The organism is Thauera sp. DNT-1, assembly GCF_055393985.1.
The window spans coordinates 1,098,646-1,113,889 of record NZ_AP043752.1 but is presented as its reverse complement, the minus strand read 5'-3'; the positions used below and the strand labels follow the sequence as shown (position 1 = coordinate 1,113,889).

Sequence of the window (15,244 nt, the reverse complement as noted above, 5' to 3'; positions counted from 1 at the left end):
GGCGGTGTTCGGTGGGGCGGAAAAAGCGGAAGTCTACCCGAGTGGGCAGCGGCAGGCACGCATGGAGCTTGCAGCTAGCCGATTGGGGTATTACGCTGCGAAGACGTGTAAGAAATACAGGAAGGAGAGAATCGAGATGCACACCACACTGACGAGCAAGGGGCAGGTGACGATCCCCAAGCACATCCGCGACGCGCTGCATCTCGAGCCCGGATGCGCGATCGAGTTCCGCATCAATCGCGAGGGTGAGGTCGTCCTGACGCGCCCCAGTGAACTACGAGACGAGGATGATCGCTTCGAGCGCTTGCGCGGCAAGGCCGACGTCAAGTGGCGGACGGATGACCTGATGGCCTTGCTGCGTGGCGACAACTGATGCTGCTGGTCGACACCAATGCGCTGATCGATGTGCTGGAAGACGATCCGCGCTGGGCGGATTGGTCGATCGACATGCTGCGTCGGCAGTCGCAAGTGCATCGACTTGCGATCAATCCCATCATCTACGCCGAACTTTCCTTGACCTTCTCGACCGTCGAGGCGCTGGATGAGGCGGTCACCGATTTCGGCGTTGAAGTCGTCGAGATCCCCAGGCCGGCGCTCTTTCTCGCGGGCAAGGCCTTCGTCGCCTATCGTCGAAACGGCGGCCAGCGGCGCAACGTGCTGGCCGACTTCTTCATCGGCGCGCATGCCGCGGTCGAAGGCTGGAACATCCTTACGCGAGATCCGCGCAAGTACCGACAGTACTTTCCCTCGGTCGAGCTTGTGACGCCCTGAATCCTGTCGCGGGACCACGTCCGCCCCCCGCCTTGGGGCGCACGAATCCGGCCCAGCGCATGCGTCTCCCTTGCCTAGAGCATCCCCTCGATCTCCTTCACCAGTTCCTCCGGCGTGGTGGTCGGCGCGTAGCGCTCGATGCGCTCGCTGTCGCGGCTCACCAGGAACTTGGTGAAGTTCCACTTGATCGCCTCGGTGCCGAGGATGCCTTTCGCGTGCTGTTTCAGATACTTGTACAGCGGATGTGCGCCGTCGCCGTTGACCTCGATCTTGGCGAACATCGGAAAGCTAACGCCGTAGTTCCTGGTGCAGAAGGCGCCGATCTCCTCCGCGCTACCCGGCTCCTGCGCTCCGAACTGGTTGCACGGAAAGCCGAGCACCACCAGGCCGCGGTCCTTGTAGGTCTGATAGAGCTTTTCCAGGCCGGCGTAATGCGGGGTGAGCCCGCACTGGCTTGCGGTGTTGACGATCAGCAGCAGCTTGCCGGCGTATTCGCCGAGCGTGGTGGTGCCGCCGGCGAGGCGGTCGACTTCGAGGTCGTACAGGGGCGAGCTCATGGGGGAGGGTCTCCGTGCGCGGGTGGGATGCGGGCCCGCCGCATGGCGGACTTCGCAGGCTTGGAGGCGGGCGGGCCGGCGCAAGTTTCCGCCGAGCCGCGCGATTCAGGCGCGCCGGCTCAGGAAGCGCTCGATTTCGCGCGCAGGCGCCGGGCGGGCGATCAGGAAGCCCTGCAACTGATGGCAGCCGTGCATCTGCAGGAAGGCGCGTTGGGCCTCGCTCTCCACGCCTTCGGCGACCGCGTCCAGCCCCAGGCTGTGGGCCATGCCGACGATGGCTGCGGCGATCTTGCCCTCGGCGCCGTCGCTGCCGATGTCGCTGACGAAGCTGCGGTCGATCTTCAGCGCATTGACCGGGAACTGGCGCAGGTAGTTGAGCGAGGAGTAGCCGGTGCCGAAGTCGTCGATCGCCAGGCGCACGCCCATCTCGCGCAGGCGCACGAGGGTGCGGATGGTGCGATCGACGTCGCGCATCAGCATGGTCTCGGTGAGCTCGAGCTCGATCAGGCCGGGCGCGAGGCGGTGGCACTCGATGGCCGCCGCCACGGTTGCGACGATGTCGGGTTGGGCGAGCTGGTGCGCCGAGAGGTTCACCGCGAGCGGCGGCACGTCGAAACCGGCGTCCAGCCAGGCGCGCTGTTGGCGGCAGGCTTCCTCGAGCACCCACTGGCCGATCGGCACGATCAGGCCCGATTCTTCGGCGAGCGGGATGAACTGGCCGGGCGCGACCATGCCGAGTTCGGGATGCTGCCAGCGCAGCAGCGCCTCGAAGCCGCCGAGGCGGCCGTCGGCGGCGCTCACCTTGGGCTGGTAGTGCAGCAGCAGCTCGCCGCGCTCGGCGGCGCCGCGCAGCTGGTGTTCGAGCAACAGGCGGCCGAGCGAACTGGTGTTCATGTCCTCGGTGTAGAACTCGAAACCGTTGCGTCCGGCCTCCTTGGCGCGATGCATGGCGGCGTCGGCGTTGCGCAACAGGGTCGATTCGTCGCCGCCGTCGCGCGGGAAGAGGGCGATGCCGATGCTCGCCGTGATGCTGATCTCGTGCTCGCCCAGCCGGCAGGGCAGGGCGATGGCGTCGAGGATCCTGCGCGCGGTGTCTGCGCTGACGTCGGCGGTGGTGGCGTCGGGCAGCACGATGACGAACTCGTCCCCGCTCAGGCGGGCAAGCGTGTCGGTGTCGCGCAGCACGCGCCGGCAGCGTGCGCAGATCTCCAGCAGCAGACTGTCCCCGCGTTCGTGGCCGAGGGTGTCGTTGATCGTCTTGAAGCGGTCGAGGTCGAGCAGCAGCACCGCGGCGCCGCGGCCGTCGCGCCGTGCCTGCAGCAGGCTCTGGCTCAGGCGGTCGTTGAGCAGCGCGCGGTTGGGCAGGTTGGTGAGCGGGTCGTGGTGGGCGAGGTGCAGGATGCGCGCTTCGGCCTCCTTGCGTTCGGTGATGTCGGAGAAGATGCCGATGTAGTTGCACGGCTGTCCGTCCGCCCCCTCGCCCTCGCCCGGCACCGCGGTGATCGACAGCCACTCGGGATAGATCGAGCCGTCGCGGCGGCGGTTCCACAGTTCGCCCTGCCACTTGCCGCGGCTGGCGAGCGTGGACCACATGCGCCGGTAGAAGCCGGCGTCCTGCCGCCCGGAGTTCAGCAGCGCCGGCGAGCGCCCCGCGACCTCCGCCGGGCTGTAGCCGGTGATGCGGGAGAAGGCCGGGTTGGCGGCGATGATGCGGCTGTGCGCATCGGTGATCAGCATGCCCTCGCTGGCGTTGGTGAACACCGTGGCGTACAGGCGCAGCTCGGCTTCGGCACGGCCGAGCGCAGCGGCGTGTTCCTGCAGGTCGGCATGCGCCTTGCTGACAGTGAGCGAGACCGCGCGCAGTCGCAGCGCGGTGAGCAGCAGGTAGGCGCCGAGCGCGAGCGCGGCGAGCACCAGCAGCACGCGGTGGCGGTTCATGCGGGTTTGCGAGGCGACGTAGCCGTCGGTGTAGCTCTCCACCAGGCGCTCGCCCTCGCGTGCGGTCTGCAGCGCGAGGAGCTGGCGCAGGAGGCGGTCGGCCTCGGCTTCGGCCGCGCCGCCGTTCTGCGGCGGCGCGTCGAGGAGCACGCGCAGCGCGCTGATCACGGTGCGCTTGTCGGTCTGCAGGGCGGTGTAGTGATCGAGCTGGCGGCGCACGGCCGCCATCTCGCTGCCGGTGAGGAAGTCGGGAACGCGGCCGAGGTCTTCGAGGAGTTCACCCATCCGCGCCAGGTGGGCGTCGGCCCCGTGCCAGTCCTCGGCGAGCCCGAGCCGGCGGGCGAGCGCGGCGGCGCCGAGCTCGGCATCGACCTGGCGGATCTCGCGCAGGTCGCGGGCGTAGCGCAGGTGCTCGCGTGCCGAGCTGGTGCCGGCCTCGACCACGAACCACCCCAGCCCGGCGAGGCCGATCAGCGCGAGCACGAGCAGGCGGATGCTGCTCGAGGTGTGCAGCAGCAGCGCGAAGGCGGCGCGGGTCACTTCCTCCGCTCCGGAGCGAGGGGCCGGGGAGCGGGGGGCAAGGTTGAGCCGGGGAGAAGGGAGGTGGGCAAGGCGGGCACGGGCGGATCCTATCTGCGCGTCTTGCCCTGGAATTGATCTGGATCAAAAGTTGGATGATAGGACATGCGGGTCGGGCATGCCGATCCACTATGCCGGGATGGCTCCTTCCACGACAGCTTCACTTCTCCACGAACGCGCGCTCGATCACGTAGTCGCCCGCCACGCCGATGCGCGGCGACATCTTGAAGCCGCGCGCGTCGAGCAGGTCGCAGCAGTCCTTGTTCATCGCCTGGCTGCCGCAGATCATTACGCGGTCGTGCCCGGGATCGAGCTCCGGCAGGCCAATGTCGGCGAAGAGCCGACCGGAGTCGATCACATGAGTGATGCGTCCGGTGTTGCGGAAGGGCTCGCGCGTCACCGTCGGATAGTAGATCAGCTGCTCGCGCACCTGCTCGCCGAAGTATTCATGCTGCGGCAGCTCGCGGGTGATGAAGTCGGTGTAGGCGAGTTCGGAGACGAAACGCACACCATGCACCAGCACGACCTTCTCGAAGCGCTCGTAGGTCTCCGGGTCCTGGACCACGCTCAGGAAGGGCGCCAGGCCGGTGCCGGTGGCGAGCAGGTAGAGGTGTTTGCCCGGGTTGAGGTCGTGCAGCACCAGGGTGCCGGTGGGCTTCTTGCTCACCACGATCGGGTCGCCCGGGCGCAGGTGTTGCAGGCGCGAGGTCAGCGGGCCGTCCGGTACCTTGATGCTGAAGAACTCGAGGTGCTCCTCGTAGTTGGGGCTGGCGATGCTGTAGGCGCGCGTCAGCGGCTTGCCGCCGACGTCCAGGCCGATCATCACGAACTGGCCGTTCTCGAAGCGCAGCCCGGGGTCGCGGGTGGTGCGGAAACTGAAGAGGGATTCGTTCCAGTGATGGACGCTGAGGACGCGTTCGGTGGCGAGGCTGCTCATGGTTTCGGGTCTCTGCAGGCTGCGGGATGGAGGAGTGAGCGGATTCTAGGCACTTCTCCTTACCTGTATGGCGGATAATATTCATATCCTTCATCGACTTTATCGATATGAAGTTCACCCTCCGCCAGATCCAGGTCTTCGTCGCAGTGGCGCGCGCCGAGCACGTCTCGCGCGCTGCCGAGGGCCTCGCGTTGTCGCAGTCGGCGGCGAGTGCGGCGCTCGCCGAGCTGGAGAGTCAGTGCGCGCAGCCGCTCTTCGACCGCCACGGCAAGCGCCTGCGCCTGAACGAGCAGGGCAGTCTGCTGCTGCCGCACGCGGTGGAGCTGCTCGACCGTGCCGCCGAGTTCGAGGGCCGCATGCGCGGCGAGCAGGGCCTCGGCCCGCTGCGCGTGGGCGCGACGCTGACCATCGGCAACTACCTGCTGCCGCTGATCGTGTCGGATTTCCTCCAGGCCCACCCCGAGAGCCGGGTGCATCTGCAGGTGCGCAACACCGCGACCATCGCCGAGCGCCTGCTGCACCACGAGATCGACCTGGGTCTGGTCGAGGGCCAGGTGGTGGATGCCGAGCTGCACGTCGAGCCCTGGGTCGAGGACGAGCTCGTGGTGTTCTGCGCGCCGGGGCATGCGCTCGCCGCACGCGGTCGCGCGAGCGTGGCCGAGCTCGCCGGCCAGCCGTGGATCCTGCGCGAGCGTGGTTCGGGCACGCGCGAGACCTTCGATCGCGCGTTGCGGCATCACCCGGGCGGGGTCGTGCCGCGACTGGAGCTCGAGCATACCGAGGCCATCAAGCGCGCGGTGGAGAGCGGCCTGGGCTTGGGTTGCCTGTCGCGGCTGGCGCTGCGCGATGCGTTCCGGCGCGGCAGCCTGGTGGCGGTGGAGGTGCCCGAGCTCGACCTGCGCCGGCGCTTCAGCTTCGTCTGGCATCGCGGAAAATATCACGGTGCCGCGCTGCGCCGCTTCGTCGAGGATTGCCGTGCCTTCACCGCCGGCGCCCGCCGCAGCGACGAGATCCCGCTGCCGCCGGTGGCTTGAATTCGTCGCGGTGTTTCGTTCGGCGCTGCGATCGCGACTTGCGTCGCTCCCACAATGTGCGACGCGGTCATCGCGACTTGCGTCGCTCCCACAATCCGCAGCGCTGATATCGCGACTGGCGTCGCTCCCACAATGTGCGCAGCGCTTCCGCAGCCCGTTCTGTAGGAGCGACGCCAGTCGCGATATCAGCGCCTCAGGCCGCGCCGCGGCGGCGGAAGTCGCGCAGGCGGAAGCCGAGTGCGAACAGGGTGGCGAAGTAGGCCACCGCGCCGCCGAGCACGATCAGGGCCAGGCGCAGGCCGCGCTCGAGACCGCCGATCCCGGTCCACAGGCTTGCCGGCCCGCTCGCGAACCAGAGCGCGGCACCCATGACGCCCAGTGCCGCCAGCAGCTTGAGCGCGAACGCCCCCCAGCCCGGCTGCGGAATGTACACCTCGCGCTTGCGCAGACCACGGTAGAGCAGGGCGGCGTTGAGGCAGGAAGCCAGGCCGATCGACAGCGCCAGGCCGGCGTGGCGCAGCGGGATTACGAAGGCGAGGTTCATCAGCTGCGTCGCGGCCAGGGTCAGGATGGCGATCTTCACCGGTGTGCGGATGTCCTGGCGGGCGTAGAAGCCCGGTGCGAGCACCTTCACCAGGATCAGCCCGGTCAGGCCCACGCTGTAGGCGACCAGCGCGCTGCGCGTCTGCATCACGTCGGCGGGGGTGAAGGCGCCGTAGTTGAACAGCGTCGCCACCAGCGGCACCGCCAGCAGCGCCAGGCCGAGCGCGGCGGGCAGGGTCAGCATCAGGGTCAGGCGCAGGCCCCAGTCGAGCAGCGAGGAGAACTCCTCCGCCTTGTCGTCGGCGTGCAGCTTGGAGAGGCTGGGGAGCAGGATGGTGCCGAGCGCCACGCCGAGCAGGCCGGCGGGAAATTCCATCAGGCGGTCCGCGTAATACAGCCAGGACACGCTGCCGCTCTCCAGGAAGGAGGCGAAGATGGTATTGATCAGCAGCGAGATCTGGCTCACCGACACGCCCAGGATCGCCGGCGCCATCAGCGTCATGACGCGGCGCACGCCGGGGTCGGAGAGGTCGAGGTCGAAGCGCGGCATCATGCCGATCTTCATCAGCGGCCGCACCTGCAGCGCGAGCTGCAGCAGGCCGCCGAGGAACACCGCCCACGCCAGCGCCAGCACCGGGGGGTCGAAGTACGGCACCGCGAACAGCGCCATGCCGATGAAGGCGAGGTTGAGCAGCACCGGCGTGAAGGCCGGGATCGCGAACCGGCTCCAGGTGTTGAGCACGCCACCCGCGAGCGCCACCAGCGACATGAAGAAGATGTAGGGGAAGGTGATGCGGGTGAGCTCGACGGTGAGCGCGAACTTGCCCGCGTCGCCGGAGAAGCCCGGGGCCGACACGTAGATGATCAGCGGTGCGGCGAGCGCGCCGAGCGCCGCGACCACCGCCACCACCAGCCCGAGCAGGGTGGCGACCCGGCCCACCAGAGTGTGGGTGGCGGCCTCGCCCTGGCGGTTCTTGTACTCGGCGAGGATGGGTACGAAGGCCTGCGAGAACGCGCCCTCGGCGAACATGCGGCGCAGCAGGTTGGGCAGGCGGAAGGCGACGAAGAAGGCGTCGGTCGCCATGCCGGCGCCGAAGGCGCGCGCGATCACGAGGTCGCGGACGAAGCCCAGGATGCGGGACAACAAGGTCATGCCGCTGACGGTGGCGAGCGCGCGCAGGAGGTTCATTCGGTCGAGGCGCGCGCCGGCCGGCGGCGCGCGGAAGATGCGGAGGGCGCATCATAGCCGCCCGCCGGTGTCTCGATAAGCGGGAGTGCGGGAAAAGACGCTTGCATTCACCGGAGCCGGTCCCTATAATCGCGGACTTTTCCAGAACCACCAATACGGACTTCAAATCTATGGCCAACTCGGCACAAGCTCGCAAGCGCGCCCGTCAGGCGACCAAGGCCCGCGCCCACAACGCCAGCCTTCGTTCCCGCCTGCGTACCGCGATCAAGGCCGTGCGCAAGGCCATCGTGGGTGGCGACAAGGCGGCGGCTCAGTCGGTCTTTCGCACCTCGATGAGCACCATCGACAGCATCGCCGACAAGAAGATCATCCACAAGAACAAGGCTGCTCGCCACAAGAGCCGCCTGTCGGCCGCCGTCAAGGCGATGGCTGCCTGATCCTTGCCGCATGCCGGCGCCTCGGCGCCGAGATCGAGAAAGCGACCCGAGGGTCGCTTTTTTGTTGGGCGTATGCCGGGAAGTCCTCGGCGCGGACTCCCGGTCCCGGGATCGGGACTTGCGTCGCTCTTGCGGTTCCGGAGCGGAGGGGACGAGTGCGCCGTCTCAGAACGGCGCGTCGCCCATCCACTCGATCTGGAGGTTGTTGTCGTTGGCGAAGTTCACCATGAACTTGTAGGCCAGCGGTTCGACGTCGTAGAGGCGGGCGTCGACGAGGACGGTCTTGTCGCCCTTCAGCGTGCACCCTGGGCGCACGTAGGGCGAATACGTCATCCGATGGTCGGCGCCGAAGGCGGACATCACGCCGCACAGGCGATCGGACCAGTCGCTCGGACGGAATTTCTTCCCCTCCCTCGTGACCCCGACGATGATGAAGTTCTCGATCTTCTGATTCATGTGTGATGCCTTGGCGGCTTCGGGGATGCGCATGTTCCGGTTCTTTGTCGCCGGAATCAGGACGGGCGGCATTCTAGCAGAAATCCCCCGCGGCCATTCCGCCGCGCGGGCGTCGGGCGATCCTGCCGAAGGGCTTCGTGCGACCTGTCGGCGCCGGGGCTCCGGTCGTGCTGACGAGGCTCGCGGATGGCGTCCGGCGTCCCGCGGAGCGCGGCCCGCTTATGTACAGGGTCGGCCGTTTTGGCTTAACATCGGCACATTTCCTGCACGGCGGCGTCTGCCGCCGTGTGCGTTTTCCGGCTTCGCACCGATCGAGGTACCCCCATGTCCCATGTCATGAATACCTACGCCCGCCTGCCCGTGGCCTTCACGCACGGCGAGGGCGTGTGGCTGTACGACGAGACAGGCAAGCGATATCTCGATGCCCTCTCCGGCATCGCGGTCAACACGCTCGGGTACAAGCACCCCCGCCTGGTCAAGGCCATCGCCGACCAGGCCGAGCGCGTCCTGCACACCTCCAACCTGTATCGCATCCCGCTGCAGGAGCAGCTCTCCGACCGCATCTCCGAAGCCGCGGGCATGGACGAGGTGTTCTTCTGCAACTCCGGCTGCGAGGCCAACGAGGCGGCGATCAAGCTCGCGCGCATGTACGGCCACAACAAGGGCATCGAGCTGCCGCACATCATCGTCATGGAGAACGCCTTCCACGGTCGCACCATGGCCACGTTGTCGGCCACCGGAAACCGCAAGGCCCAGGCCGGTTTCGAGCCGCTGGTGCAGGGCTTCATCCGCGTGCCCTACAAGGACATCGAGGCCATCCGCAGGATCGCCGAGCACAACCACACCGTGGTCGCGGTGATGCTCGAGATGATCCAGGGCGAGGGCGGGGTCAACGTCGCCGACGAGGCCTTTCAGCGTGATCTGCGCGCCCTGTGCGACGACAGGGGCTGGCTGATGATCTGCGACGAGGTTCAGTGCGGCATGGGCCGCACCGGCAAGTGGTTCGGCTGGCAGCATGCGGGCACGAGGCCCGACGTGATGACGCTGGCCAAGGGCCTGGCCTCGGGCGTGCCGATCGGCGCCTGCGTGACCAGCGGCCTGGCCAAGGGCCTGTTCGGGCCGGGCAACCATGGCTCCACCTTCGGCGGCAACCCGCTCGCCTGCGCGGCGGGCCTGGCCACCTTCGACGCCATCGTCGAGGACGAGCTCATGGACAACGCCGTCGCCGTCGGCGCGGCGATCCGCAAGGGCATGGCCGAGGCGCTCGCCGGCGAGGCGGGCGTGGTCGACATCCGCGGTCGCGGCCTCATGATCGGCATCGAACTCGACCGCCCCTGCGGCGTGCTGATGGCGCGCGCCGCCGAGAACGGCCTGCTGCTGTCGGTGACCTCCGAGCGCGTGGTGCGCTTGCTGCCGGCGCTCACCTTCACCACCGCCGACGCGCAGACCCTGGTGTCCATGCTGGCGCCGATGATTCGCGACTTCCTCGCGAACGGCTGAGGACTGCGTATGAGCTCTCCCATCAAGCACTACCTCCAGTTCAAGGATTTCACCCGCGAGGAATACGAATACGTGTTCGCGCGCGCGAAGTGGATCAAGGACAAGTTCAAGCGCTACGAGCCCTACCACCCGCTCTTCGACCGCACGCTGGTGATGATCTTCGAGAAGGCGAGCACGCGCACGCGCCTCTCGTTCGAGGCTGGCATGCACCAGCTCGGCGGCTCGGCGATCTACCTCAACACCCGCGACTCGCAGCTCGGCCGCGGCGAGCCGGTGGAGGACGCCGGCCAGGTGATCTCGCGCATGAGCGACCTGGTGATGATCCGTACCTTCGAGCAGGACATCGTCGAGCGCTTCGCCGCCAACTCGCGCGTGCCGATCATCAACGGCCTCACCAACGAGTACCACCCCTGCCAGATCCTCGCCGACATCCTCACCTTCATCGAGCACCGCGGCTCGATCCAGGGCAAGACCGTGGCCTGGATCGGCGACAGCAACAACATGTGCAACACCTGGCTGCAGGCCGCCGAAGTGCTGGACTTCAACGTTCACGTGTCGACCCCGCCGGGCTATGAAGTCGAGCCCGAGCGCGCCGGCCTTTACGGGACGGCCAACTTCGAGCAGTTCGCCGACCCGATGGACGCCTGCCGCGGCGCCGACCTGGTCACCACCGACGTGTGGACCTCGATGGGCTTCGAGGCCGAAAACGAAGAGCGCATGAAGGCCTTCGCCGACTGGTGCGTCGATGCCGAGATGATGTCGGTCGCGCACAAGGAGGCCGTCTTCATGCACTGCCTGCCCGCGCACCGCGGCGAGGAAGTCACCGCCGAAGTCATCGACGGCCCGCAGTCCGTGGTGTGGGACGAGGCCGAGAACCGCCTGCATGCGCAGAAGGCGTTGATGGAATACCTGGTCCTCGGCCGCATCGAGAACTGATCCAACGAACAATCACGGCACGCACGGGCGTGCGCGCCGGCAACACAGCAGGAAACAGGAAAACAGCATGAGCGACGTCAACAAAGTAGTGCTCGCCTACTCGGGCGGGCTGGACACTTCGGTCATCCTGAAGTGGCTGCAGGACACCTACCAGTGCGAAGTGGTCACCTTCACCGCCGACCTCGGCCAGGGTGAAGAGCTCGAGCCCGCGCGCGCCAAGGCGCTGCAGTTCGGTATCCAGCCCGAGAACATCTTCATCGACGACCTGCGCGAGGAGTTCGTGCGCGACTTCGTCTTCCCGATGTTCCGCGCCAACACCATCTACGAAGGCGAATACCTGCTCGGCACCTCGATCGCGCGTCCGCTGATCGCCAAGCGCCAGATCGAGATCGCGCGCGCCACCGGCGCCGATGCCGTCTCGCACGGCGCCACCGGCAAGGGCAACGACCAGGTCCGCTTCGAGCTCGGCTACTACGCGCTGATGCCGGGCGTGAAGGTCATCGCGCCGTGGCGCGAGTGGGACCTGCTGTCGCGCGAAAAGCTGCTCGCCTACGCAGAGAAGCACGGCATCCCCATCGAGATGAAGCACAAGCAGGGCGGCTCGCCCTACTCGATGGACGCCAACCTGCTGCACATCTCCTTCGAGGGCCGCCACCTCGAGAACCCCGCCGCCGAGGCCGAGGAGTCGATGTGGCGCTGGACGATGTCGCCGGAGGCCGCGCCCGACGCCGCCGAGTACATCGACCTCGAGTTCGAACAGGGCGATCTGGTCGCGATCGACGGCAAGCGCATGAAGGCGCACGAGCTGCTCGCCAGGCTCAACGAGCTCGGCGGCAAGCACGGCATCGGCCGCCTCGACCTGGTGGAGAACCGCTACGTCGGCATGAAGAGCCGCGGCTGCTACGAGACCCCGGGGGGCACCATCCTGCTGCGCGCCCACCGCGCCATCGAATCGATCACGCTCGACCGCGAAGTCGCCCACCTCAAGGACGACCTCATGCCGCGCTACGCCAGCATGATCTACAACGGTTACTGGTGGAGCCCCGAGCGCCGCGCGATCCAGGCGCTCATCGACCACACCCAGCAGACCGTCAACGGCTGGGTACGCCTCAAGCTCTACAAGGGCAACGTCATCGTCACCGGTCGCGACTCGAAGACCGACTCGCTGTTCGACCCGACGATCGCCACCTTCGAGGACGACGCCGGCGCCTACAACCAGAAGGACGCGCACGGCTTCATCCGCCTGAACGCGCTGCGCATGCGCATCGCGGCCAACGCCAAGGCCAAGCGCGGCTAAACCCGCAACGGATCCCTTGCGATGGCCAACGACGACTACATCCTCGGACTCAGCTTCGTCGAGTTCGAGGACCTCGCCCTCAAACTCGGCTTGACCGGCCTGATCCTGTTCATGGTCTTCATCATCTGGAACCTGGGCAAGGAATCCAAGGCCGGCCGCTACGGCATGATGTGGCTGTTCCTAGGCCTGGGCGTGGGCTTCGTCGGCTTCATCGCCAAGGGCATCATCCAGAAGCTGCTCGGCATCGAATAAGGAAAACACAAGCGATGGGCATTACCGCCAAGCTCGACGGCGTCGCCGTCACCACCCAGGCCAACGTCTATTTCGACGGCAAGTGCGTCAGCCATAGCGTGCAGTTCGCGGACGGCACGAAGAAATCCGTGGGGGTCATCCTGCCGGCCTCGCTCACCTTCAACACCGGCGCGCCCGAGATCATGGAGGGCGTGGCCGGCTCCTGCCGCGTCCGCCTGAAAGGCCAGGCGGACTGGAAGACCTACGGCGCCGGCGAATCCTTCGACGTGCCGGGCGACTCCAGCTTCGACATCGAGGTGGCGGGCGAGCCCTACCACTACATCTGCCACTTCGGCTGAGCGGGGGAGGGGAGCATGCCGTCTTTCGACATCCTGTCCGAGGTCGACCAGCCCGCGCTGCGCAACGCGGTCGAGCAGGCCAACCGCAAGGTCGACGGCCGTCACGACTTCAAGGGCACGAGCGCCAAGATCGAGCTCGCCGAGAAGCTGCTGACCCTCTACGGCGACAGCGACTTCCAGCTCGAGCAGATCAAGACCATCCTGCTGCCCGAGATGACCAAGAAGAACGTCGACGTCCGATGTCTCGACTACGGCGACGTGCAGAAGATCTCCGGCAACAAGGTCAAGCAGGAGGTCAAGGTGCGGGTCGGCGTGGAGCAGGAACTGGCCAAGAAGATCGTCAAGCTCTTGAAGGACAGCAAGATGAAGGTGCAGGCTGCGATCCAGGGCGACGCGGTGCGCGTCTCCGGCGCCAAGCGCGACGTATTGCAGGAGGCGATCGCGCTGGTCAAGAAGCAGATCACCGATTTTCCGCTGCAGTACGGCAACTTCCGCGACTGAGCGGAACGCCGGGGCAGGAATCCGACGGGCGCCGCGAGGCGCCCGTCGTGCGTTCGGGGGTTGGGTTGTGGGGGAGTCGGGTTGACGGCGACGAGGCGATGTTCCGGGCGGGGAATCGCGACTTGCGTCGCTCCCACGAGAAGCAGCGGGGAATCGCGACTTGCGTCGCTCCCACGAGAAGCAGCGCGATTTCGGACGCGGTTCGGCTGGGGTTCGGCCGTTGTTTCCCGCGCGGGTGGGGCGGTCCTCACGCATGCCGAGCGCGCTGCGTTCGCGTATTTCCGACACCTGCACGCGCTGCAGGAGCGGCGCAAGTCGCGATGCGGGCGGTCCGTCACCCGCTGCCGCCGGTGCGGCTCAAGCTCCTCCGCTCCCTGCCGATATGCTCTTCGACATCACCGCCCTCGCCCCGGCTCGACAGGAGAACAAATCATGGAAGCAACCGCAATCGCCGCGCTGGCCTCGAACAATGCGCTCGCGCAGGTCCAGCAGGAAGCCTCGGTCGAAGTCCTGCGCAAGGCGCTCGACCTCCAGGGCGAGAGCGCGATGCAACTGCTGCAGGCGATTCCCCGGCCCCCCGCTGCGGCGGTCGGCAGCACGGCGGGCGGCATCGTCGACACCTGGGCTTGAGCAGGTCGTCGGGCCCGAACCACGAAAACCACCCATGCGTCTCGCAGCCATTGGCTGGACCCCATTTTGGGGCATCGATGAGGCCTCGATTTCGCTTTGCGTCGGTTTTTTTTACAGTTACCCAGGGTTCGGGGGGGGGGTAATAATTTAAGTCACGGATTATTAAGCAAAATTTCTTCTGGCTTGATTTTTGCTGGTAACGCTCGTCGGCAAGCATGTAATACCCGCTTGCTCAAATAGAACGGGAGAACCACATGAATCCTCAACCCCGCCTGATGGCGCTGGTGCTTTCCATGATCGGCATGTCGGCTGTCCAAGCCGCACCGATGATTTCCGTGCGGACGTACGATATCGCTGAGAGAAGTTATGCAGTGACCGACTCGTCCGTGATGGACGGCGCGGTTAGCACGGCAATAACGACCAGCGGCTCGGTCGGCCCGAATTCGTTCCAGCAGTTCGATGCATCGACGGGCGTGCTGACCTCGATTACCGCATCGGTCTCCGCTTCGAACTTGCTGCTCTCGCAGCAAGTCACGGGTGGCGCGACGGGGACGAGTGCGGTGCGCGTCAGCTGGACGTCCTTCGGCGAGTCCCTGTTCGATCGCCAGGTCATCGGTTCGGTGAGCACGCCGACGCCGTCGCTGAGCAATTTCGATACTCTTTCTCGAACCATCGCCTCGGGTGATGCGGCCGGAGACGCCTTCGTCGCGAAAGCCGGGCAGCCGCCCGGAAACAGCGCGGCTTCGTACGAGCTTGTTGCCGACCTGAGTTCGACGGCGCCGGGTTCGGCCGACTCTTTGACCTCATCCCTCAGCTCCCGTACGGCCGACGCGGCGGGATCGTTCACCCATAAGCTCGCTTACAGCTACGTTCCTCATGCGATCGCCTCCTTCGAAGGAGACCAGACCACGACGACTTGGCGGCTCCCTGTGTCAGGGAACATCGAGGTCGGGCTCGGCGACTTATTTACGCTCGATCTGAACATCTTCAACCTTGGTTTGCTCGGCGGAGCGGGACTGGATCTGGATGGATTCAATCCCAAGAGCGGTTCCGGGCTGTCGATGACGGACCTCGAATTGTTCGAGGGGCTCGCGCAGGGCACAGGCCGGAATGTCAAGGCGAGCTTCAGGGCGGACGAGCTTGGCAGCCACGAGATGATGTTCTCGCTCTTGCTGTCGGATGAGGATGTCGGGTTCGCCTCCAGTCGCGGCAGCTACGAGTTGGAGCTGACGGTGTTTGCCAACGTCGTCGACAACGGAAACGGAAATCCGGTGCCCGAGCCGGGCGTGCTGGCGCTTCTCGGTATCGGTCTCTTCGGGCTGGCCGTGCGCGGGCGTGCCGCGCGATGA

General features: G+C 66.6%; 17 protein-coding genes. 12 read left to right on the top strand and 5 right to left on the bottom strand.

Translation table 11 applies throughout. The features are described from left to right. Window positions 1-136: 136 nt before the first annotated feature. Window positions 137-373, top strand: coding sequence for an AbrB/MazE/SpoVT family DNA-binding domain-containing protein (locus ACZ5PP_RS05195; RefSeq protein WP_004298675.1), 237 nt, complete (start codon window positions 137-139; stop codon window positions 371-373). Continuing rightward, entirely contained in the window at window positions 373-771 is a 399-nt protein-coding gene (locus tag ACZ5PP_RS05190; RefSeq protein WP_004298674.1) for a type II toxin-antitoxin system VapC family toxin, read from the top strand. The genes ACZ5PP_RS05195 and ACZ5PP_RS05190 overlap by 1 nt, the downstream gene beginning before the upstream one ends. 74 nt (window positions 772-845) lie before the next feature. Here ACZ5PP_RS05190 and ACZ5PP_RS05185 read toward each other — a convergent pair whose 3' ends face one another. The 3 genes from ACZ5PP_RS05185 to ACZ5PP_RS05175 form a co-directional block, all read right to left on the bottom strand. Further along, window positions 846-1,328, bottom strand: coding sequence for a glutathione peroxidase (locus ACZ5PP_RS05185; protein WP_004298672.1), 483 nt, complete (start codon window positions 1,326-1,328; stop codon window positions 846-848). Between the two features lie 105 nt (window positions 1,329-1,433). After that, window positions 1,434-3,806 carry an EAL domain-containing protein gene (locus tag ACZ5PP_RS05180; RefSeq protein WP_464826831.1) on the bottom strand — a complete coding sequence of 791 codons (2,373 nt, stop codon included), beginning with the start codon at window positions 3,804-3,806 and terminating at the stop codon, window positions 1,434-1,436. Window positions 3,807-4,005: 199 nt separating this feature from the next. Further along, window positions 4,006-4,782, bottom strand: a complete 777-nt coding sequence (locus ACZ5PP_RS05175; RefSeq protein ID WP_004298669.1) for a ferredoxin--NADP reductase — start codon at window positions 4,780-4,782, stop codon at window positions 4,006-4,008. A 107-nt stretch (window positions 4,783-4,889) separates the two neighbouring features. Between ACZ5PP_RS05175 and ACZ5PP_RS05170 the strand changes: the two genes are divergently transcribed. Continuing rightward, window positions 4,890-5,816 carry a LysR family transcriptional regulator gene (locus ACZ5PP_RS05170; protein WP_004298667.1) on the top strand — a complete coding sequence of 309 codons (927 nt, stop codon included), beginning with the start codon at window positions 4,890-4,892 and terminating at the stop codon, window positions 5,814-5,816. A gap of 193 nt (window positions 5,817-6,009) precedes the next feature. On the opposite strand, the gene murJ is transcribed toward ACZ5PP_RS05170, so the two are convergent. Beyond that, on the bottom strand, window positions 6,010-7,548 hold the full coding sequence (gene murJ, locus ACZ5PP_RS05165; protein ID WP_464826830.1) for a murein biosynthesis integral membrane protein MurJ: 1,539 nt from the start codon (window positions 7,546-7,548) through the stop codon (window positions 6,010-6,012). A 170-nt stretch (window positions 7,549-7,718) separates the two neighbouring features. On the opposite strand from murJ, the gene rpsT reads away from it, so the two are divergent. Next, window positions 7,719-7,985 carry a 30S ribosomal protein S20 gene (rpsT, locus tag ACZ5PP_RS05160; protein WP_004298664.1) on the top strand — a complete coding sequence of 89 codons (267 nt, stop codon included), beginning with the start codon at window positions 7,719-7,721 and terminating at the stop codon, window positions 7,983-7,985. A gap of 165 nt (window positions 7,986-8,150) precedes the next feature. Here rpsT and ACZ5PP_RS05155 read toward each other — a convergent pair whose 3' ends face one another. After that, window positions 8,151-8,441 (bottom strand): DUF3579 domain-containing protein, encoded by a 291-nt coding sequence (locus tag ACZ5PP_RS05155; RefSeq protein ID WP_040828285.1) that lies wholly within the window; start codon window positions 8,439-8,441, stop codon window positions 8,151-8,153. Between the two features lie 324 nt (window positions 8,442-8,765). Between ACZ5PP_RS05155 and ACZ5PP_RS05150 the strand changes: the two genes are divergently transcribed. From ACZ5PP_RS05150 to ACZ5PP_RS05115, 8 genes are all read left to right on the top strand, one after another. Then, the gene (locus tag ACZ5PP_RS05150) at window positions 8,766-9,941 is read left to right on the top strand and encodes an acetylornithine/succinylornithine family transaminase (RefSeq protein ID WP_464826829.1); all 1,176 of its coding nucleotides are present in this window, start codon (window positions 8,766-8,768) and stop codon (window positions 9,939-9,941) included. A 9-nt stretch (window positions 9,942-9,950) separates the two neighbouring features. Continuing rightward, the gene (gene argF, locus ACZ5PP_RS05145) at window positions 9,951-10,877 is read left to right on the top strand and encodes an ornithine carbamoyltransferase (RefSeq protein ID WP_004298656.1); all 927 of its coding nucleotides are present in this window, start codon (window positions 9,951-9,953) and stop codon (window positions 10,875-10,877) included. Window positions 10,878-10,944: 67 nt separating this feature from the next. Further along, on the top strand, window positions 10,945-12,174 hold the full coding sequence (locus tag ACZ5PP_RS05140) for an argininosuccinate synthase (RefSeq protein ID WP_464826828.1): 1,230 nt from the start codon (window positions 10,945-10,947) through the stop codon (window positions 12,172-12,174). Window positions 12,175-12,195: 21 nt separating this feature from the next. Further along, window positions 12,196-12,426, top strand: coding sequence for a DUF2788 domain-containing protein (locus tag ACZ5PP_RS05135; protein ID WP_004298652.1), 231 nt, complete (start codon window positions 12,196-12,198; stop codon window positions 12,424-12,426). 14 nt (window positions 12,427-12,440) lie between these two features. Next, window positions 12,441-12,764 carry a pyrimidine/purine nucleoside phosphorylase gene (gene ppnP / locus ACZ5PP_RS05130; RefSeq protein WP_004298651.1) on the top strand — a complete coding sequence of 108 codons (324 nt, stop codon included), beginning with the start codon at window positions 12,441-12,443 and terminating at the stop codon, window positions 12,762-12,764. 15 nt (window positions 12,765-12,779) lie between these two features. Then, window positions 12,780-13,265 carry a YajQ family cyclic di-GMP-binding protein gene (locus ACZ5PP_RS05125; protein ID WP_004298649.1) on the top strand — a complete coding sequence of 162 codons (486 nt, stop codon included), beginning with the start codon at window positions 12,780-12,782 and terminating at the stop codon, window positions 13,263-13,265. A gap of 432 nt (window positions 13,266-13,697) precedes the next feature. After that, a complete protein-coding gene (locus tag ACZ5PP_RS05120) occupies window positions 13,698-13,895 on the top strand; it encodes a YjfB family protein (protein WP_004298647.1) in 198 nt (65 codons plus the stop codon). 254 nt (window positions 13,896-14,149) lie between these two features. Continuing rightward, window positions 14,150-15,244, top strand: a complete 1,095-nt coding sequence (locus tag ACZ5PP_RS05115) for a PEP-CTERM sorting domain-containing protein (RefSeq protein ID WP_043746097.1) — start codon at window positions 14,150-14,152, stop codon at window positions 15,242-15,244.